Source organism: Pseudomonas sp. ACM7 (assembly GCF_004136015.1).
Classification (GTDB): Bacteria; Pseudomonadota; Gammaproteobacteria; order Pseudomonadales; family Pseudomonadaceae; genus Aquipseudomonas; species Aquipseudomonas frigoris.
Map to the genome: position 1 here is coordinate 391,284 of NZ_CP024866.1, position 18,394 is coordinate 409,677.

Below are 18,394 nucleotides of genomic sequence, written 5' to 3' on the forward strand. Positions count from 1 at the left end.
GCCGAAAATACGTCAGCGGTTCCTGAGCTGTACACGCGGTTTTTGAAATGATTTGTATCCACGGCTGCGGCAATTGAAAACGTGAGCCTGCGCCGGGCAAATGGTTCCATCGAATCGATGTCGACCACGCAAAATGCAGGATGCACGATGGCCATTCATGCAGATTGCACGAAAGTGCAAAAGCACTTAAAAACTAACTAATTGATATATAAGGATTTTTTAAAAATAAGGTGCTGGCACAATCACTGCAACTACCTCTGCATGCTTGCCATTCAAGAGCTAACGGAGCTGATAGACATGAACCTGATCCAAGAAAAATTTTCGTCCCTGTTCTCCAACTTCGAAGTGACCACCCAGCCACGTCCGGACGGCGGCATTCTGCTGACCTTGAGCAGCACCGACGGCAAAGTCTTCAAACGCTCGATTTCCTACCAGCAATTGCATGCGGGTGATCAGCTTTCCTGGGTGATCAGTGCCATTCGCCGTGACATCGCCGAACAGGCCAGCGAACTGCCGCAGATTTCCATGCTGCAAAGCCAGCAGCGGTTTGCCCTGCCGACGTATCACTCGGTTTAAACCGTTCCGATGCTGTAAACAAACAGGCCGTGAGAGCTTTCGCTTCACGGCCTGAGTTGTTTCTGGAATCCCGCAATCCCCTGTGGGAGCGGGCTTGCTCGCGAAAGCGGCATTTCAGGCAACATCAATGTTGAATGTTAAACCGCTTTCGCGAGCAAGCTCGCTCCCACAGGTTATGTGTTATATGCCTTAAAACGTGGAAGGATCGATCCGCTCAAACCTGTCGACGGTCACATGCCCCGCCAGCTCTCCGCCTTCACGTGCCAGCCCGCACGTAGCCATTCCCGCCGTACGCGCCGCGTCCAGTTCCTCGACGATGTCGGACAGAAACAGGATCTGCGAAGCGTCCAGGCCAATGGCCTGGGTAATGCGCTCGTAGGACTGCGCTTCACGCTTGGGCCCCGAGGTGGTGTCGAAATAGCCGCTGAACAGTGGTGACAGATCCCCCGCTTCCGAGCAGCCAAAGATCAGCTTTTGGGCCTGGATCGAACCGGACGAATAAACAAACAGTTTGAAGCCGTCCTGATGCCAGCGTTTGAGCGCTTCAACGGCGTCCGGGTAAACGTGGCCTTTCAACTCTCCGGCCTGATAACCCTGTTCCCAGACCATGCCTTGCAACGCTTTCAGCGGCGTGGCTTTGCGGTGTTCGGCTATCCAGCTCAAGAGGATCTCGATGACCCGCTCGACGTCGGCGCCTGGTTCATTGTTGTCCCGGCGCACGGCGGTCAGTTGCTCGGCAACATCCGCACGCTCGGCGTGCTGGCGAACGAAATCCGGCAGGTGTTTGGCGGCGTAGGGAAACAGCACGTCGAACACAAAACTCACCGCGCTCGTAGTGCCTTCGATGTCGGTGAGAATTGCTTTGATCGGCATCGCCTCAGTCCTCAAGACGCGGGAAGCGGCTGGCGATGTCATCGCCGGTGAAGCTGGCTACCCAGCCTTCAGGGTTGTTGAACAGTCGGATCGCAATAAAGTGCGGATGTTCGCCCATATCGAACCAGTGCGGCGTGCCGGCCGGTACTGAGATCAGGTCGTTTTTCTCACAAAGCACCGCGTAGACGTAATCGTCGATGTGCAGGGTGAACAAGCCACGGCCGGCGACGAAAAATCGTACTTCGTCTTCGCCATGGCGATGTTCATCGAGAAACTTGGCGCGCAATTCGGCTTTTTGCGGGTGATCGCTGTTCAGGCTGATGACGTCGACGGTGATGTAACCGCGTTCGGTCATCAGCTTGTCGATTTGCTCCTGATACGCGGCGATCACTTCTTCCTGACCGGCGCCGGGCTGGATTTTCGCCGCGGCTTGCCAGCGGTCGAAACGCACGCCCTGCTCGGCCAGGGTCGAGGCGATGTCTTCGAAATGCGTCAGCACCTTGTTAGGCAAATCAGGGCTTGAGACGTGGTAAACGGACAGGCTGCTCATCAGGGCAACTCCTTAACGGTTCATGCTTGGCGGTTCATGCTTGACGGTTCAGCTTTTTATGGTTCAAGAGTGAGCGCATCTTCAACTCGCACTCGAACAAAAATTCAAAGGCCTCAATCTGCCGCAGTGCATCGCTCATGCGCGCGCCCCAGGTGTAGAGACCGTGGCCGCGGATCAGGTAGCCGACGCAATCGGGATGGGCCAGGAGCCAAGGCTGCACCTTGGCGGCGAGGCGCGCAATGTCCTGGTCGTTGTCGAAAATCGGCACACGTACCCGGGATTCGTGGGTCGACACACCGCTGAAGGCCTTTTGCAGTTCGTAGTCTTCGAACTCGATGAAGTCTTGCGGCGTCAGGCGCGACAGCACCGTGGCGTTCACCGAGTGCGTGTGCAGCACCGCGCCGATCTCCGGGCGCCAGTTGTAGAGCTGGGTGTGCAGCAAGGTTTCGGCGGACGGCTTTTTGCCCGGTTCCAGGCTATTGCCCGACAGGTCGGTGGCCAGCACATCGTCGAGGCAGAGTTGGCCTTTGTGCTTGCCGGACACCGTCAGCAGCGCTTCAGTCGGCGACAGGCGCGTCGAGTAATTGCTGCTGGTGGCAGGCGACCAGCCGCGGCCATACAGAAAACGCCCGGCATCGATGATTTCCTGGACGAGTTGCTCACGGGTGAGGCTCATGGCCTGTCCTCTTGCATACGTGTGGCAATGATAACGGCAGCCGCCAGGGCTGCGAGACTGGCAATACTAAAGGTCAATGTGGCGCCGAGGGCATTCCAGCTATAGCCGGAATACAACGCGCCCAGTGCGCCGCCGGTGCCGGCCAGTGCGGCGTACAACGCCTGACCCTGCCCTTGCTGGCGCGCGCCGAAGCTACGTTGCACGAACTGGATGGCAGCCGCGTGAAAGCTGCCGAATGTCGCCGCGTGCAGTACCTGGGCAAACAACAGCACCCAAAGGAACTCAGCGAACGAGCCGAGCAACAACCAACGCAACGCCGCCAGCAGAAAACTCGCCAGCAACACCCGACGCACGGAGAAACGCGCGAGGATTTTGCTCATGGCCAGAAACATCAAGACTTCGGCGACCACACCGACGGCCCAGAGCACGCCGATCAGCCCACGGCTGTACCCGAGTCGCTCCAGGTGCAAGGTCAAAAAGGTGTAATAAGGACCGTGGCTCATCTGCATCAGCGCCACGCAAGCGTAAAACGCCAGCACCCCGGGATTGCGCAATTGCTTGAGAAACCCATCTCCCGCAATTCGATTGCCCTGAGCCGGTTGGGCGTTCGGCACCCACAAACTGCTGACCACGATCCCGGCCATTATCAGCACCAGCGCCACCGGATAGATATCCAGGCTCAACCATTCGAACAACCGGCCAAGCGCGACCACAGTGATGATGAAACCGATGGAACCCCACAGGCGGATCTGACTGTAACGGTTAGTCTGGCCCTGCAAGTGCGCCAACGTGATGACTTCGAACTGCGGCAACACCGCGTGCCAGAAGAACGCGTGTAACGCCATGACCATCGCCAGCCAGGCGTAGGTCTTGCTGACAAAGATCAGCGAAAACGTCAGCAGCGTGCAGACCGCACCGAAGCGCACGATGGCCAGGCGTCGGCCGGTGTAATCACCGAGCCAGCCCCAGATGTTCGGCGCCACGCAGCGCATCAGCATCGGGATCGCCACCAGCTCGCCGATGCGCGCGCTGGAAAAGCCCAGGTGATCGAAGTACAGCGCCAGAAACGGCGCTGTCGAACCGAGCAAGGCGAAATAGAACAGATAGAAACTGGAGAGCCGCCAGTACGGGAGCGCCGCCACCGTCGTCAGACCGCAGCGGCTGTGAGGTCAGTCATTAAAGCTGACCCAGCACCGGCGTGCTCACGCGCACGTCGGCGTTCTGCCCGCGATGACGCAACAGGTGATCCATCAGCACGATGGCCATCATCGCTTCGGCGATCGGTGTGGCGCGGATGCCGACGCACGGATCGTGGCGACCCTTGGTGACAACTTCCACCGGGTTGCCATGGATGTCGATGGAACGGCCCGGCGTGGTGATGCTCGAGGTTGGCTTGAGCGCCAGGTGCGCGACGATCGGCTGACCCGACGAAATGCCACCCAAAATGCCGCCCGCGTTGTTGCTGAGAAAACCTTGCGGGGTCATTTCATCGCGGTGTTCGGTGCCGCGCTGGGCAACGCTGGCGAAACCGGCGCCGATTTCCACGCCTTTGACCGCGTTGATGCTCATCAGCGCATGGGCCAGTTCGGCGTCAAGGCGGTCGAAGATCGGCTCGCCAAGGCCCGGCATTACGCCTTCAGCGACTACGGTGATCTTCGCGCCAACCGAATCCTGGTCGCGACGCAACTGGTCCATGTAGGCTTCCAGCTCCGGGACCTTGTCCGGATCAGGGCTGAAGAAAGCGTTCTCTTCCACCGAATCCCAGGTCTTGAACGGGATTTCGATCGGGCCGAGCTGGCTCATGTAGCCGCGAATGACGATGCCCTGAGTGGCCAGGTATTTTTTCGCAATCGCACCGGCGGCCACGCGCATGGCCGTTTCGCGGGCCGAACTGCGACCGCCGCCACGGTAATCGCGCTCGCCGTATTTGTGGTGATAGGTGTAGTCGGCGTGGGCCGGGCGGAACAGGTCCTTGATCGCCGAGTAATCCTTGGACTTCTGGTCGGTGTTGCGGATCAACAGGCCGATGGGGCAACCGGTGGTGCGCCCTTCGAACACGCCGGAGAGGATTTCGACTTCGTCGGCTTCCTGGCGCTGGGTGGTGTGGCGGCTGGTGCCGGGTTTGCGGCGATCCAGGTCACGCTGCAGATCCTCCAGAGAGATCTCCAGGCCCGGCGGGCAGCCGTCGACAATGGCGACCAACGCCGGACCATGGCTTTCGCCCGCGGTGGTGACAGTGAACAGCTTGCCGTAGGTATTGCCGGACATGCAGGACGCTCCGTGAATTCGAACCAAATACGTAATGCGCGCCAGTATACGCAGCCTACCCAACTAGTTCATCCTCGAACCTTATGGGTGCCTGCGAGTCCAACCGGCATCTTGTTCATGATGGCGTGATGATGCTGCGAGTTATAGCCTTGAGCCTTACCCTGTTTACCGGCTTTGTTCAGGCCACTGTCCTGCAACGCCCGATTACTTTGGACACCGGCACTGGTGAGCTTTTCGGCTCGTTATTGCTGCCCAAGTCCGACACGCCGGTACCGGTTGTCCTGATCATTTCCGGCTCCGGTCCTACAGATCGTGACGGAAACAACCCCGACGGCGGACGCAACGACAGCCTCAAGCGTCTCGCTTGGGTACTGGCCAAACACAACATCGCCAGCGTGCGTTATGACAAACGCGGCGTGGCGGCGAGTCTTGCGGCGACCCCGGATGAACGCAATCTTTCGGTTGAAGCCTACGTAGCGGACGCCGAGGCCTGGGGCCGCAAGCTCAAAACCGACCCGCGCTTTGGCCAACTGATCCTGCTGGGCCACAGCGAAGGCGCCTTGATCGCCAGCCTCGCGGCGCCAAGCCTGGATGCCGCCGCGGTCATCTCAATGTCCGGCAGCGCCCGGCCGATCGATCAGGTACTGCGCCAACAATTGAGCAATCGCCTGCCGCCGCCGCTGATGCTGCGCAGCAATGAACTGCTCGATAGCCTCAAGGCCGGCCACACCGACGACAACGTGCCGCCGCAGTTGCAGGTGATTTTCCGCCCGAGCGTGCAGCCGTATCTGATTTCATTGTTCCGCCAGGACCCGGCGGCGGCGTTCGCCAAATTGAAGATGCCGGCGCTGATCATCCAGGGCAGCAACGACATCCAGGTCGGTGTCGGTGACGCCAAGCTGTTGAAGGCCGCCAAACCGGACGCCGAGATGGCGCTGATCGAAGGCATGAACCACGTGATGCGCATCGTGCCCAACGATGTAAAACGGCAATTGGCCTCTTACAAAGATCCGCAATTGCCACTGGCGGCCGAACTCGGCACGCGAATCCTCGGGTTTATTGACGGACTTCGCACCAGCTAAGCGGTGCTAGGGGGCGTTCTCAACTGGTTTTCACGCCGCGTTGTCGCCTTAAAGCGGGCCAGGCAAGGCGCAGGCCGCTGGTAATGGTTGTTCCCTTTCCAAGGCCTGCGACGCAGGCTGGCCCGCTTTAAGGCACAACCCGAAGGGCCGGGCCTGCTGTTGTGCAGGGCTGCGTTGCTCAAAGCTTATTTGGAATGACCAAACCACGCTTCTCGCGCCTTGCCCTGCACAACAGCAGACCCGGCGCGGCGTGAAAACCAGTTGAGAACGCCCCCTGGCCCTCCAGTCTTGAAAAAAACGGCCGATAAGCCTTTGTCGCCAGCGCTATGACTGGCGGCAAGCAGAGCTTGGACAGGATCTCGCCGTTATGACTGATACCCAGACTTCACCCGACACCACTGCTGAAAAAGACGCACCACCAGTGGTCGAGCTGCCGTGGGCGGACGTCCACGCCGAGCACCACAAGATGCTCCGTCTGTCGCCATTGCAAACCGACCGCAACACCGGTGGACGGCCGCTGCGCTTTGTTGAATTCGGTTACGCCGAGCGCAACAACAAGGAACACAGTCTGATGCGCATGAGCATTTCGCTGCCCGGCCAGCGTGTGCGCAAGGAACAGAATCATCTGGACGTGTGGGTCGATCACGCCACCAGGCGCGTGCATTTCGGGCCTGACAGCGGTTTGCAGATCGAACCGATGAACCGTGGTATCGGTCGCTTCATGGCCGCTCATGGCATTATCTGGGCGAAAAAAAGATGGCCCGGCTACACCGTCGACGGCACAGACCTGAACAACAAGGATGCGCTGAACGAAGACACTCGCCTGCGCCGCGATCACTTTTTGCGGATGCACGGTTTCGATGTGATCTACGCCGACGCCCAGCATTTGAAGGGCAGCGTCAAAGAAGTGCAGGTCGGCGACCTGTTGGGTGACTGGAGCACGGAAAAATTGCAGGTCGTGGAAATTCTTGAGGCGGCGCAGATGCTCCAGCAAGCAGAGCAAAATCTGGCCGAGCAGGAAGTCAAACTCAAGAAACACGAAGAAAAAGTCAGCAAGTACAAGCGCGAAGACGCCGGGCTGCGCTTTACCATTACCTGTCTGGTGGCGTTTGCGGTGTTTCAGGCGGGGTTGCTGATCTGGATTGCCACGCACCGGTAATCGGTGTCGAACCCAAAAAGATCGCAGCCTGCGGCAGCTCCTACACAGGTGTACACATAACCCTGTAGGAGCTGCCGCAGGCTGCGATCTTTTGCTTGTAAGGGTCAGACGCGGGAAGCAAACAGCGCCTGATGATCACGGCACTGTTCCGCCGTCAGCATGAACACGCCATGCCCACCGCGCTCGAAATCAAGCCAGGCGAAGTCGACTTCCGGGTACAGCGCGTCGACGTGAACCTGGCTGTTGCCCACTTCGACAATCAGCAAGCCCTTCTCGGTCAGGTGATCCGCCGCTTCGGCGAGCATTCGACGCACCAGGTTCAAACCATCATCACCGCAGGCCAGGCCCAACTCCGGTTCGTGCTGGTATTCGTCCGGCATGTCGGCGAAATCTTCCGCATCGACGTAAGGCGGGTTCGACACGATCAGGTCGAAACGCTGACCCGGCAAACCATCAAATCCGTCGCCCTGAACCGTGTATACCCGCTCATCGACGCCATGACGCTCGATGTTCTGGTTGGCCACTTCCAGCGCTTCGAACGACAGATCGGCCAGTACCACTTCGGCGTTCTGGAACTCGTAGGCACAGGCGATACCGATACAGCCGGAACCGGTGCACAGGTCGAGAATTCGCGCAGGCTCGGCGCCCAGCCACGGCTCGAAACGTTTTTCGATCAGCTCGCCAATCGGCGAACGCGGGATCAATACGCGCTCATCGACAATGAACGACATGCCGCAAAACCACGCTTCACCCAACAGGTAGGCGGTAGGAATGCGTTCTTCGATACGGCGCTTGAGCATGCGTTGCAGCTTGACCAGCTCGTCTTCTTCCAGATTGCAGTCGAGATAGCTGTCGGCGATTTCCCACGGCAAGTGCAAGGCACCCAACACCAACTGACGCGCTTCGTCCCAGGCGTTGTCGGTCCCATGGCCGAAAAACAGATCCTCCCCATGGAAGCGGCTGACGGCCCAACGGATATGGTCACGCAGGGTACGAAGTCGGGAAGTGATCACGGGGCAAACTCCAAAAAAAACGACTGGCGATTCTAACAGCCAAAACGCGTCTCGACGACGCGGGAAAACTACCGGGGCAAATGTAGGACTATTCTATTTTTTCGACTGGCTATTGAACAAAACGAGCCTATTGACAAGGCTGCGAGCCAGCAATGACGGTACCTACGATGGTAGCGATTCACAGAAGCGCTCAGCCAGAGGACAATGTCGCAAAAGCCCCACTCAAAGGAGCCCCAGAATGTCCGTTCCAAAAACGATGTTTCAACTCAGCGGCCGCGGTTATGCAGCTGCCGTTCTGAGCCATGCGACCCTTGTCATCATCGATGCCCAGAAAGAATACCTCAGCGGCCCGTTGGCCTTGAGCGGCATGGATGCAGCCGTCGCGAACATCAAGCAACTGGTGGCCGCTGCCCGTGCAGCCGGCCGGCCGATCGTCCATGTCCGCCACCTCGGCACCGTCGGTGGGCTGTTCGATCCACAAGGTGAGCGCGGTGAGTTCATCCCGGGCCTGGAACCACAGGGCGACGAAACCATCATCGGTAAATTGCTGCCAAGTGCGTTCCACGGCACCGAACTGCTGGAACGCCTGCAGAATCTCGGGTCGCTGGACCTGATCGTGTGCGGTTTCATGAGCCACTCCAGCGTCAGCACCACGGTGCGTGCCGCGAAGAACCTGGGCTTTCGTTGCACGCTGGTGGAAGACGCCTGCGCGACTCGCGACCTGCCTTACAAGGGTGGCGTATTGAGCGCAGACCACGTACAGCAGACCGAAATGGCGATCATGGCGGACAACTTCGCCACCCTCGCCCTGACCCAGGCTCTGATTTGATCAACGCTCGATGAGCGGTCCATGCCGCCGCTCATCCGCAAAAGCCTATCATTTGCTGTAATTGTCTTAGCCTCAGGAACATCCCGGTCAACTCCCGGTCGAAGGGCCGATACCCATTGAGGAAGGTCGGAATGAAGTTATCCGATGGTTTTGACGCTCGCCGCTTGCGGCCCAAAGGCCAACGCAACTGGCGTTTTCGAATCGGCGCGGCATTTGCTGCCTTGCTGTCGATGTGCGGTGTGTTGCTGGTGATGGCCGGTGCCGCCAGCCTGCTTGGCCACGCACCCGCCCTGGGCGAGTTGAATACCAACCGGGTCGGTTCCGCAGTGATTCTGGCGATTGGCCTGTTCGTGCTGTACCTCGGCGTGTGGCTGTGGCGTCGCTGCCGTCGCCGCTCGCGGCAGTCGCAAGAGCTGAACATCTCCCCGCATTTGATGAAAAAGCATGACTGAGCCGAGCGTTGCGCGTTTTCTCGCGCCCCATTCGTCTCGAGTTGGGTAAACTGGCCGCCCTTCGCGGAGGCTGACATGCAAGACGACGATTTTTCCCTGTTCAAAAGCGCGATCCAAGGCGTCAAGCCGATCAAACACGATCGCGCCGAAACCGGCAAACCCAAAGCTGACCGCGCACAAATCGCCAAGTTGCGACAAGCCGCCACCGTACGCACCGATGCCACCACCGTTGACGGGCTGTCCGATCAGTTCGTTATTGATGTTGGCCCGGAAGACGAGCTGATGTGGGCGCGTGACGGCGTTCAGGAAAGCCAGATGCGCAAGCTCAAGATCGGACAGATCCCGTTCGAAGGCAGCCTCGACCTTCATGGCATGAACGTGGAAAAGGCCCGGGAAACCCTCTGGGCGTTTCTGGCCGAAGCGACCAAATTCGAAATCCGCTGCGTGCGCGTCACCCACGGCAAGGCCGTGCGTCTGGACGGCAAGCGGCCGATGATCAAAAGCCACGTCAACACCTGGCTGCGCCAACAGTCACAAGTGCTCGGCTTCACTTCGTGCCAAGCGAAACACGGCGGCGCCGGAGCGGTTTATGTGATGCTCAAACGGACCATGATGGAAGGTCGCGACGAATAAAGCCGTCACCTAGCAAATTATCGGGATAACGATTTGCAATGATATGGGAGCTCCCGTAATACTCCGCAAATGGAATTTAAAGAACGACTCAAAGCAGCCCGCCAACACGCCAAGCTCAATCAGACCGAGCTTGCCGAGCGCGCAGGCCTGACGCAAACCTCTATCTCCGACCTTGAGCGCGGGAAATCGAAGGCAACAGCCTTTGCTGCCCAGATCGCTTCAGCGTGTGGCGTTTCACCGATGTGGCTGGCTGAAGGTGCCGGTGACATGCTTAAAGGGGTGTCCGATGCTGTTCCGTTGAATCGCATCCCTCCAAGCGTTTCAATGTCAGACATCCAGCCTTGGGACGACAGCACGCCCCTGGATGACGATGAGGTTTATGTCCCCTTCCTGCGTGAAGTTGAACTGGCAGCCGGCTCAGGCCGTTTCGTGATCTCAGAAAGCGACAGCGCCAGGCTGCGCTTCTTCAAGAAAGACCTGCGTCACAACAACGTGCAATTCAGCAACGCCAGGTGCGTGGTGGTGAGCGGAAACAGCATGCTCCCGGTACTGCGCGACGGCGCTACCGTTGGCATGAACGTCGGAAAGAACTCGTTGGGCGACATCGTCGACGGCGACATGTACGCGATCAACCACAACGGCCAGCTCCGCGTGAAACAGGTCTACCGACTGCCCAGTGGGATCCGCCTACGCAGTTTCAACCGTGACGAGCACCCGGACGAGGACTACACCTTCGCCGAGATCCAGGAGCAGCAGCTTGCGATCCTGGGTCATGTCTTTTGGTGGGCGATGTATTCGCGGTGAACTGAGTTGCGGTGATTCGACGCCCATCCAAGAGAAGCCCGCCAAGCGCGTAATGCTGTTCACTTAAGAAAAGTTTGGGATGGGATGGGGTACATATCCATTTCTGCGGTAGCGGCTGCTGGCGGTTTCGCTTTTACAGCGAGTCACTTGGAAATACGGAATGCCGCCCAACCCCAAGTAACCAAGGGCTCTTGCCCCGCCATTCGGTGCCTCGCTCAGGCTCGGCATGCCCTCACTCCGGCATTGCTCCGGGGGCCCACCGCCATCGGCCATCCATGGCCGGGGGCGGCTACCTCGGCATCCATGCCGAGGTGCCCCCTGCGCAACGCCTGCGTTCGGCCTCTGGAAAAGGGGCGGCAGATCTGAAGCCAAAGCAAAGCAACAGCAACGGCAACAGCAACAGCAACAGCAACAGCAACAGCAACAGCAACAGCAACAGCAAGATCAAAAGATCGCAGCCTCGCTTCGCTCGACAGCTCCTACAGGGAAATGCGTTCACTTGAAGTCAGGCCGGCCGGTAGGCCGCCTCGCTTTGGCGTTTGCGGTGCACGCCCCCTCGAGAGGCCGAGTGGAGGTTCTGCGCAGTGGGCAACCCGGCATGGATGCCGGATTAGCCGCCCCCGGCCATGGATGGACGATGGCGGCGGGCCCACGGAGCAGGACCGGAGCGCGGGCATGCCGAGCCTAAGCGAGGCACCGAACGAAAGGGGCAAGAGCCCTTGGTTACTTGGGGTTGGGCGGCATTCCGTATTTCCAAGTGACCCGCCGTAAGGGCGGAACCCTAGGCCGCCGTGACCGCAGAAACGGATATGTACCCCAACCTTAAGTGAACAGCATTGCGCCAAGCGCGGGCTTTTTTTGTACCTGAAATATAGGCACGGAATAAAATATGGGAATGCCCATTGACACAAAATATGGGAACACCCATATTTGCATTCAAGCCAACGGGAAATCGATCGGAAGCTGCCAGGCATCACTTCTGCCCATTCACTGAGTGGGCAGTGGGATGTAGGCCTGCATCAAACGCAAGGCTCACCAGAGCAAAAAGCGACATCAATGGACTGAGGCAAAAACCATGACTGTAGACATCAGCAACTTCACCATCGCTACCCCGCTTCCAATCTCCGACACCAACCCGATTGCGCTTGAGCTCATCGGCTGGCGTGCACTGATCGAATGCCCCGACGTCATCTCAATGCTTGACGATGGTTCGCTGCAGATGACGGCGCCGACACTTGGAGCCTCGAGCAAGAGCACGCTACGAACCCGCTGCGAGTGGAAGGAGCCAGGTTACTGGCTGTTCTCCAGCGCAGCGGACCACTGGAGCCGACAAGAAATGCGGCTGACGAAGGTCAATTCGCTACAGAAAGTCGTGATCGGCCAGATCCATGTGAAGGATTCAGAGCGACCTCCGGTAAAGGTGTTCTGGAACAAAGGAAAAATCACCATGGGGTTCCGAACCAGTTACCTACAGGACGATCCGGTCAACTCGACGATTTTGGAGAACGTGCCGCTCGGTGCACTTTTCAAAATCAACATTCACGCCAACTCGAGCGGCGCCGTCTCTGTATCGGCTAGTTGTAACGGCGTCAAATCCACTTCCGAGATCATGCGCCTCGACAACACGTGGGACACGAAAACTCTCGCCTTTCACGGCGGCGTGTACAACCAGATCGATTACTCCGACACCACCGACCCGCTAGACGGTTCTGTCTGCATCATCAGCGATCTGTCGATCACTCATGCCTGATACGACCTGCTCGGCCTGATGAGCAATACAGGCTTCAGGGAAGCATCACTGCTGCACCTTGGCGACAGGGTGTAGCGGGATGCGCAAACCCGAAGTGACCGATTTGGGGCTTCGCGCCCGCCGGCAATACAACTGCCGGCACACATACGCTACCATGTGCCCCATGTCGGGGATGAACCCTGCGTTTATTGCCACTCAGCTCGGTCATAGCGTTCAGATATTGCTATCGACCTACACCCGATGGATCAACGCCAGCACCGACTGGGGTGAGCTCGGAAAGATTGAAAAGAGCTTGATTGGTACACAATTGGTACAGACAGAAACAGTACCCCTCTGAAACCCGTATGGAATCAGCCTCTGTGACACTGGAACAGAACTACACCGCGATTCTCGGCCAATTGGGCGAGGACGTCTCCCGCGAGGGCCTGCTCGACACCCCAAAACGTGCCGCCAAAGCCATGCAGTACCTCTGCCGCGGTTATGAACAGACACTGGAAGAGGTCACCAACGGTGCCTTGTTCAGCTCTGACAACAGCGAAATGGTGCTGGTGAAGGACATCGAGCTCTACTCGTTGTGCGAACACCACCTGCTGCCGTTTATCGGCAAGGCTCACGTCGCCTACATCCCGAGCGGCAAGGTATTGGGCCTGTCGAAAGTCGCGCGGATCGTCGATATGTACGCCCGCCGCCTGCAGATCCAGGAAAATCTCAGCCGCCAGATCGCCGATGCGGTCCAGCAAGTCACTGGCGCCCTGGGCGTTGCAGTGGTGATCGAGGCCAAGCACATGTGCATGATGATGCGCGGTGTAGAGAAACAGAATTCGTCGATGATCACTTCGGTGATGCTGGGTGAGTTCCGCGAAAACGCGGCCACCCGCAGCGAGTTTCTCAGCCTGATCAAGTAATTCGCGGCAGAAGAAAACCGGCATTCATCGCCGGTTTTTTTTCGTCTGTGAAAAATCAGGTAAGCTGCGCGCCTTCTGTTTGCCCCTGTGAGGCTTATACCGTGTTCGTTAAAGCGCTTCGTGTCGGCCTTGGCCAACTGATCATCTTCATCGACTTCATTACCCGCCCAGGCAAAAAGCAGCGCCCTGCCGCCGCTCAGGCTCAGGTCGAGACGGCCGCCAAGGACCTGACCCTGTATCAGTTCCACGCCTGCCCGTTCTGCGTGAAAACCCGCCGCACCCTGCGCCGCCTGAACGTGCCGGTGGCCTTGCGCGACGCGAAGAACAACGAACAGGATCGCCAGGCCCTGCTGGAACAGGGCGGCAAGATCAAGGTTCCGTGCCTGCGCATCGAAGAGAATGGCCAGACGACCTGGATGTATGAGTCCAAGGTGATCATCGATTATCTGGACAAGCGTTTCGCTGCTGCCTGATGGTTTTGTGCTGGGGCTGATGGCCTCATCGCGAGCAAGTCGGATCGCCGCACCGTCGCTCCCACAGTGGTTTGTGGGGTGACGGAGATCTGTGATCAACACTGATCCCCTGTGGGAGCGAGCTTGCTCGCGATGGCGGCGCAACATTCAACATCAATGCTGACTGACCTGCCGCTATCGCGAGCAAGCTCGCTCCCACAGAGGTTGCGGTGTTCCCACCCTTAACTGACCGGCATTACCCAATGGCCGGTTTATTTGTTTCTACCTTCAGGCTGCTTTTGCTGCCTGGGCCTGACGCACCACCGCTGCCAGCCGCTTGAGCCCTTCGTCCAGCCGTGCCGGGTCGATGTGGCTGAAGTTCAGGCGCAAATGCCCCTGATTGCTGTCCGGTTCAGGGAAGAACGGCTCGCCCGGCATGAACGCCACATCCGCTGCCAGTGCAGCCTTGAGCAACGTACGCGTATCCAGCGGCTGCTTGAGTGTCAGCCAGAAAAACAGCCCGCCCTGCGGCACGTTCCAGTCCGCCAAATCAGCAAAATGCGTTTCCAGGGCTGACTGGAACGCGTCCCGACGAACCCGGTAGAAATCCCGCAGCTCGCTCAAGTGATGCTGAAATTTCTCTGTGCCAATCCACTGCAGCGCTTGCCACTGGCCGACGCGATTGGTGTGCAGATCGGCCGATTGCTTGAGTTTCAGCAAGTGCGGGAAGAGATCCGGGCTGGCGATCAGATAGCCGACTCGCAATCCGGGCAAGAGTGTTTTCGATACGGTGCCGGTGTAGATCCAACTGGTCTTTTTCAAGCGGCTGACAATCGGTGTGGCGCTGCCACCATCAAACGTCAGCTCACGGTAAGGCTCGTCTTCGATCAAGGTCACGCCGAACTCATCCAGCAAGGCTGCCACAGCATCACGCTTGGCGTCGCTGTAGCGCACGGCCGAAGGATTCTGAAAAGTCGGGATCAGGTAGATGAAGGCGGGTTTGTGTTTCTCCAGTCGAGTTCGAAGTTGCGCCAGGTTCGGGCCATCAGCCTCCAGCGGGACAGTGATGCAGTCGGCGCCGAACAGCTGAAAAATCTGCAACGCCGCCAGATAAGTCGGCGCTTCGAGCAAAATCTCAGTGCCTTTGTCGATGTACAGCTTGGCCGCCAGATCGAGGGTTTGCTGGGAGCCGCTGACCACCAACACCTGACTCGCCTCGCAGGGTACGCCCAGCGCCCGCGCCTCTGCTGCCAGCGCTTCACGCAGCGCCGGCTCACCTTCGCTCATGCCGTACTGGCCCATGGACAGCGGCATGTCGGCCCACTCGACTTTCGGCAGCATGGCTTCGGCCGGCAAGCCACCGGCGAACGACATCACTTCCGGGCGCTGGGCGGAGGCGAGGATTTCACGGATCAAAGAACTTTTAAGGCGCGAGACACGTTCGGAAAATGCCATGGGGTCACCGGTAGCAAGGCCTGAGGAGAATGAGTCAAACTGGTTGACCGAAATTACGACAGACCGAACGGATACGTCAATATGCTTGACCTTAAAAATCCCGCTACTCAGCAACAGGCGATGGAAGCGTTTTTCTTCGGTTACCAGGCGTTCACCGCGAAAGCCGACGAAATGCTCGAGCGTCGTGGCTTGAGCCGGGTGCATCAACGCATTGTGTTTTTCATCGCCCGCTACCCGAACTTGAGCGTCAAGGAACTGCTGGCATTGCTCGGGGTGACGAAGCAGGCGCTGAACATTCCGCTACGTCAATTGGTGGAAATGCATCTAGTGAACAGTGTCGCGTCCGAGACCGATAAGCGTAAGCGGTTGCTGGAGCTGACCGACGATGGCGCGCGTTTCGAGCAGTCGTTGCGCCGTGAACAGGTGAAATTGCTGGAGCGGGTGTTTGCCGAGGCGGGAGAGACGGCGGTGAATGGGTGGATGGCGGTGAACATGGCGTTGGGGCAAACCCAAGCGCTCGCGGACTGAGCAGACTGTCTGCAGGATTTGCATCAACTGATCTGACGCCATCGCGAGCAAGCTCGCTCCCACAGGGGAATGCGGTCAACTGTGGGAGCGAGCTTGCTCGCGATGACGTCTTAACAGGCGATATATCCCTATTGCCAAACTTTTCGTCTACAAAATCAAAAACATTATTTGCTTTATTTGTATACAAAAGCATAATCAACTTCGTGCGAGTTCCTGACCAAGCGGTCAACAAATTCGCAAGTACCTCAAAGGGTCGCTGCCACCCTCATGGGTCCGGCCCTGGAAATAACAATAAAACTCTTGAGGAGTACTCGCTGTGGAAAGCCGCAAATCCGAAGCCCCGACGCTGGAACTCTCGCCGCCGTTACGCAATGGCTGGCTGGAGCGCATCTTCAAACTCAGCTTGCATGGCACCACGGTGAAGACCGAGTTGATTGCCGGTCTGACAACCTTCATCACCATGGCCTACATCATCTTCGTCAACCCCAACATCATGGCCGACGCCGGGATCGATCACGGTGCCGCGTTCGTCGCCACCTGCATCGCCGCCGCGCTGGGTTGCCTGTTGATGGGCCTGTACGCCAACTGGCCAGTCGGCCTGGCGCCGGGCATGGGCCTCAACGCCTTCTTCACTTACACCGTGGTCGGCACCATGGGTTACAACTGGGAAACCGCCCTTGGCGCGGTGTTTGTTTCCGGTGTGTTGTTCATGTTTCTAACTTTTTCCCGGATCCGCGAATGGCTGCTCAATAGCATTCCGGTGAGTTTGCGCTTTGCCATGGGTGCCGGTGTGGGTCTGTTTCTGGGGCTGATCGGCTTGAAAACCGCGGGCATCGTGGTCGACAGCCCGGCCACCCTGATCAAGCTCGGCTCCCTGCGCGAACCTGGCCCACTGCTGGCCGCCATCTGCTTCCTGATGATCGCTGTACTCAGCTACCACAAAGTGTTCGGCGCGATTCTCATCAGCATCATCACCGTCACCCTGGCGGGTTGGGGCCTGGGCCTCGTTCACTATGAAGGCATCATGTCCGCCCCGCCGAGCCTGGCGCCGACCTGGATGGCCATGAACATTGCCGGCGTGTTCAACGTCAGCATGATCAGCGTGGTGCTGGCCTTCCTCTTCGTGCACATGTTCGACACCGCCGGCACCTTGATGGGCGTCGCCCAGCGCGCCGGTCTGGTGAACGCTGACGGCCGGATCGAAAACCTTTCCCGTGCCATGAAAGCCGACAGTGCTTCCAGTGTTTTCGGCGCAATGGTCGGCGTTCCTCCGGTCACCAGCTACGTGGAAAGTGCCGCGGGTGTAGCCGCTGGTGGTCGGACTGGTCTTACCGCCGTGACCGTAGGTGTGCTATTTATTGCCGCAATGTTCTTCGCACCGCTGGCTGGCATGATCCCCGCTTACGCAACCGCCGGTGCGCTGATTTATGTGGCGATGCTGATGATGGGCGGTATGGCGCACATCGAATGGGACGAAGCGACCGACAGCATTCCGGCGATCGTCACCGCGATCATGATGCCCCTGACCTTCTCGGTCGCTGATGGCATTGCTCTGGGCTTTATCACGTATGTGGTGCTGAAGGCTTTCACCGGTAAGCACAAGGAAATTTCCGTCAGTCTGTGGGTGCTTTGCGCGATCTTCATCGCCAAGTTCATTTTCTTGTAAGCCGTACACGCTTCAAAACAGCCTCACCCCGTCGGGTGAGGCTTTTGTGCAAATGGAGGAAAGTGATGAGTCTGGAAACATGGCTGCTGTTCAGCGGCGCTGCGCTGGTGGTAATCCTGATCCCGGGGCCACTGTCTTTGCTGATGATCAGCAACAGTCTGAATTACGGTTTGCGTCGTTCTTACCCGGCGTTTCTGGGGGGCGTGATTGCGTCGATCTGCTTGCTCAGTGCGTCGGCGCTGGGTTTGGGCGCCTTGCTGCTGGCATCGGAACAGTTGTTCAGCGCCCTGAAGATCGTCGGGGCGCTGTACCTGTTCTACTTGGCCTGGCAGAGCTGGCAGCAATCGCGTCAGCCCTCCCACGGCGCTGAAGTGCCCCAGGCTGCGCCAGTGCCACGCTTTCGCGCACTGTTCGGGCGCGCGTTCATGCTGGGCGCCAGCAACCCCAAAGACATTCTATTCTTCGCCGCTTTCCTCCCGCAGTTCCTCAGTGCCGAGCAGCCGTTCCTGCCGCAGTTGCTGGTGATGATTGCGACCTGGACTGTGCTGGATTTGCTGTGCAAGCTGGCTTATGGGCTGGGTGCCAATGGTGCTGCACGGTATCTGCGTAGCGGTAAGGGGCAGAGCTGGTTTAACCGGGTGAGTGCGGGGTTGTTCAGTGGTGCCGGCGCGGCCTCATTGTTGAGCCGCTAAGGGCAAAAGATCGCAGCCTCGTTGCACTCGA

General features: G+C 58.6%; 21 protein-coding genes. 14 read left to right on the forward strand and 7 right to left on the reverse strand.

The features are described 5' to 3' along the window. Nucleotides 1–297: 297 nt before the first annotated feature. Nucleotides 298–576 (forward strand): DUF3509 domain-containing protein, encoded by a 279-nt coding sequence (locus CUN63_RS01930; RefSeq protein ID WP_008146103.1) that lies wholly within the window; start codon nucleotides 298–300, stop codon nucleotides 574–576. A gap of 189 nt (nucleotides 577–765) precedes the next feature. On the opposite strand, the gene mtnC is transcribed toward CUN63_RS01930, so the two are convergent. From mtnC to aroC, 5 genes are read right to left on the reverse strand one after another with little or no spacing between them, the layout of a single operon-like run. Then, nucleotides 766–1,449, reverse strand: a complete 684-nt coding sequence (mtnC, locus tag CUN63_RS01935; protein WP_129436936.1) for an acireductone synthase — start codon at nucleotides 1,447–1,449, stop codon at nucleotides 766–768. Nucleotides 1,450–1,453: 4 nt separating this feature from the next. Beyond that, nucleotides 1,454–1,999, reverse strand: a complete 546-nt coding sequence (locus CUN63_RS01940; RefSeq protein ID WP_129436937.1) for an acireductone dioxygenase — start codon at nucleotides 1,997–1,999, stop codon at nucleotides 1,454–1,456. Between the two features lie 34 nt (nucleotides 2,000–2,033). Continuing rightward, the gene (locus tag CUN63_RS01945) at nucleotides 2,034–2,675 is read right to left on the reverse strand and encodes a methylthioribulose 1-phosphate dehydratase (RefSeq protein ID WP_129436938.1); all 642 of its coding nucleotides are present in this window, start codon (nucleotides 2,673–2,675) and stop codon (nucleotides 2,034–2,036) included. After that, the gene (locus CUN63_RS01950) at nucleotides 2,672–3,817 is read right to left on the reverse strand and encodes an MFS transporter (protein ID WP_129436939.1); all 1,146 of its coding nucleotides are present in this window, start codon (nucleotides 3,815–3,817) and stop codon (nucleotides 2,672–2,674) included. Before CUN63_RS01950 ends, CUN63_RS01945 begins: the two co-directional genes overlap by 4 nt. 34 nt (nucleotides 3,818–3,851) lie before the next feature. After that, nucleotides 3,852–4,943: a chorismate synthase gene (gene aroC, locus CUN63_RS01955; protein WP_129436940.1), complete on the reverse strand. Its 1,092-nt coding sequence runs from the start codon at nucleotides 4,941–4,943 to the stop codon at nucleotides 3,852–3,854. 83 nt (nucleotides 4,944–5,026) lie between these two features. On the opposite strand from aroC, the gene CUN63_RS01960 reads away from it, so the two are divergent. Together CUN63_RS01960 and CUN63_RS01965 are read left to right on the forward strand one after the other, a co-directional pair. Next, nucleotides 5,027–6,025, forward strand: coding sequence for an alpha/beta hydrolase (locus tag CUN63_RS01960; RefSeq protein ID WP_129436941.1), 999 nt, complete (start codon nucleotides 5,027–5,029; stop codon nucleotides 6,023–6,025). A gap of 367 nt (nucleotides 6,026–6,392) precedes the next feature. Next, a complete protein-coding gene (locus tag CUN63_RS01965; RefSeq protein WP_129436942.1) occupies nucleotides 6,393–7,184 on the forward strand; it encodes a hypothetical protein in 792 nt (263 codons plus the stop codon). A gap of 104 nt (nucleotides 7,185–7,288) precedes the next feature. Here CUN63_RS01965 and prmB read toward each other — a convergent pair whose 3' ends face one another. Then, on the reverse strand, nucleotides 7,289–8,197 hold the full coding sequence (prmB, locus tag CUN63_RS01970; RefSeq protein ID WP_129436943.1) for a 50S ribosomal protein L3 N(5)-glutamine methyltransferase: 909 nt from the start codon (nucleotides 8,195–8,197) through the stop codon (nucleotides 7,289–7,291). Between the two features lie 238 nt (nucleotides 8,198–8,435). Here prmB and CUN63_RS01975 point away from each other — a divergent pair, with 238 nt between their 5' ends. The 8 genes from CUN63_RS01975 (at nucleotide 8,436) to CUN63_RS02015 (ending at nucleotide 14,043) form a co-directional block, all read left to right on the forward strand. Continuing rightward, nucleotides 8,436–9,026, forward strand: coding sequence for a cysteine hydrolase family protein (locus CUN63_RS01975; RefSeq protein ID WP_129436944.1), 591 nt, complete (start codon nucleotides 8,436–8,438; stop codon nucleotides 9,024–9,026). A 131-nt stretch (nucleotides 9,027–9,157) separates the two neighbouring features. After that, nucleotides 9,158–9,478, forward strand: a complete 321-nt coding sequence (locus tag CUN63_RS01980; protein ID WP_129436945.1) for a hypothetical protein — start codon at nucleotides 9,158–9,160, stop codon at nucleotides 9,476–9,478. A gap of 75 nt (nucleotides 9,479–9,553) precedes the next feature. Next, entirely contained in the window at nucleotides 9,554–10,111 is a 558-nt protein-coding gene (locus CUN63_RS01985) for a Smr/MutS family protein (protein ID WP_129436946.1), read from the forward strand. A 69-nt stretch (nucleotides 10,112–10,180) separates the two neighbouring features. Continuing rightward, nucleotides 10,181–10,915 (forward strand): helix-turn-helix transcriptional regulator, encoded by a 735-nt coding sequence (locus CUN63_RS01990; RefSeq protein WP_129436947.1) that lies wholly within the window; start codon nucleotides 10,181–10,183, stop codon nucleotides 10,913–10,915. A 1,075-nt stretch (nucleotides 10,916–11,990) separates the two neighbouring features. Further along, nucleotides 11,991–12,665: a polysaccharide lyase family 7 protein gene (locus CUN63_RS02000; RefSeq protein ID WP_129436948.1), complete on the forward strand. Its 675-nt coding sequence runs from the start codon at nucleotides 11,991–11,993 to the stop codon at nucleotides 12,663–12,665. Nucleotides 12,666–12,744: 79 nt separating this feature from the next. Then, on the forward strand, nucleotides 12,745–13,002 hold the full coding sequence (locus CUN63_RS02005) for a hypothetical protein (RefSeq protein ID WP_371927112.1): 258 nt from the start codon (nucleotides 12,745–12,747) through the stop codon (nucleotides 13,000–13,002). 22 nt (nucleotides 13,003–13,024) lie between these two features. Beyond that, the gene (folE, locus tag CUN63_RS02010; protein WP_010456659.1) at nucleotides 13,025–13,570 is read left to right on the forward strand and encodes a GTP cyclohydrolase I FolE; all 546 of its coding nucleotides are present in this window, start codon (nucleotides 13,025–13,027) and stop codon (nucleotides 13,568–13,570) included. 101 nt (nucleotides 13,571–13,671) lie between these two features. Beyond that, nucleotides 13,672–14,043 carry a glutathione S-transferase N-terminal domain-containing protein gene (locus CUN63_RS02015; RefSeq protein WP_129436949.1) on the forward strand — a complete coding sequence of 124 codons (372 nt, stop codon included), beginning with the start codon at nucleotides 13,672–13,674 and terminating at the stop codon, nucleotides 14,041–14,043. Between the two features lie 267 nt (nucleotides 14,044–14,310). Here CUN63_RS02015 and CUN63_RS02020 read toward each other — a convergent pair whose 3' ends face one another. Then, nucleotides 14,311–15,477 carry a PLP-dependent aminotransferase family protein gene (locus tag CUN63_RS02020; RefSeq protein ID WP_129436950.1) on the reverse strand — a complete coding sequence of 389 codons (1,167 nt, stop codon included), beginning with the start codon at nucleotides 15,475–15,477 and terminating at the stop codon, nucleotides 14,311–14,313. 81 nt (nucleotides 15,478–15,558) lie between these two features. Between CUN63_RS02020 and CUN63_RS02025 the strand changes: the two genes are divergently transcribed. The 3 genes from CUN63_RS02025 (at nucleotide 15,559) to CUN63_RS02040 (ending at nucleotide 18,363) form a co-directional block, all read left to right on the forward strand. After that, nucleotides 15,559–16,005 carry a MarR family winged helix-turn-helix transcriptional regulator gene (locus CUN63_RS02025; protein ID WP_129436951.1) on the forward strand — a complete coding sequence of 149 codons (447 nt, stop codon included), beginning with the start codon at nucleotides 15,559–15,561 and terminating at the stop codon, nucleotides 16,003–16,005. Nucleotides 16,006–16,321: 316 nt separating this feature from the next. After that, nucleotides 16,322–17,671 (forward strand): NCS2 family permease, encoded by a 1,350-nt coding sequence (locus CUN63_RS02035; protein ID WP_129436953.1) that lies wholly within the window; start codon nucleotides 16,322–16,324, stop codon nucleotides 17,669–17,671. A gap of 65 nt (nucleotides 17,672–17,736) precedes the next feature. Continuing rightward, nucleotides 17,737–18,363, forward strand: coding sequence for a LysE family translocator (locus CUN63_RS02040; RefSeq protein WP_129436954.1), 627 nt, complete (start codon nucleotides 17,737–17,739; stop codon nucleotides 18,361–18,363). Nucleotides 18,364–18,394 lie beyond the last annotated feature (31 nt).

Coding starts and splice junctions, on each gene's coding strand:
- CUN63_RS01930 (WP_008146103.1), top strand. CDS start 298: ATGAACCTGATCCAAGAAAAATTTTCGTCCCTGTTCTCCAACTTCGAA.
- CUN63_RS02005 (WP_371927112.1), top strand. CDS start 12,745: ATGCGCAAACCCGAAGTGACCGATTTGGGGCTTCGCGCCCGCCGGCAA.
- CUN63_RS02020 (WP_129436950.1), bottom strand. CDS start 15,477: ATGGCATTTTCCGAACGTGTCTCGCGCCTTAAAAGTTCTTTGATCCGT.
- CUN63_RS01940 (WP_129436937.1), bottom strand. CDS start 1,999: ATGAGCAGCCTGTCCGTTTACCACGTCTCAAGCCCTGATTTGCCTAAC.
- CUN63_RS01980 (WP_129436945.1), top strand. CDS start 9,158: ATGAAGTTATCCGATGGTTTTGACGCTCGCCGCTTGCGGCCCAAAGGC.
- mtnC (WP_129436936.1), bottom strand. CDS start 1,449: ATGCCGATCAAAGCAATTCTCACCGACATCGAAGGCACTACGAGCGCG.
- CUN63_RS02000 (WP_129436948.1), top strand. CDS start 11,991: ATGACTGTAGACATCAGCAACTTCACCATCGCTACCCCGCTTCCAATC.
- CUN63_RS01975 (WP_129436944.1), top strand. CDS start 8,436: ATGTCCGTTCCAAAAACGATGTTTCAACTCAGCGGCCGCGGTTATGCA.
- CUN63_RS02040 (WP_129436954.1), top strand. CDS start 17,737: ATGAGTCTGGAAACATGGCTGCTGTTCAGCGGCGCTGCGCTGGTGGTA.
- CUN63_RS01990 (WP_129436947.1), top strand. CDS start 10,181: ATGGAATTTAAAGAACGACTCAAAGCAGCCCGCCAACACGCCAAGCTC.
- CUN63_RS01965 (WP_129436942.1), top strand. CDS start 6,393: ATGACTGATACCCAGACTTCACCCGACACCACTGCTGAAAAAGACGCA.
- CUN63_RS01985 (WP_129436946.1), top strand. CDS start 9,554: ATGCAAGACGACGATTTTTCCCTGTTCAAAAGCGCGATCCAAGGCGTC.
- CUN63_RS02025 (WP_129436951.1), top strand. CDS start 15,559: ATGCTTGACCTTAAAAATCCCGCTACTCAGCAACAGGCGATGGAAGCG.
- aroC (WP_129436940.1), bottom strand. CDS start 4,943: ATGTCCGGCAATACCTACGGCAAGCTGTTCACTGTCACCACCGCGGGC.
- CUN63_RS01960 (WP_129436941.1), top strand. CDS start 5,027: ATGGGTGCCTGCGAGTCCAACCGGCATCTTGTTCATGATGGCGTGATG.
- CUN63_RS01945 (WP_129436938.1), bottom strand. CDS start 2,675: ATGAGCCTCACCCGTGAGCAACTCGTCCAGGAAATCATCGATGCCGGG.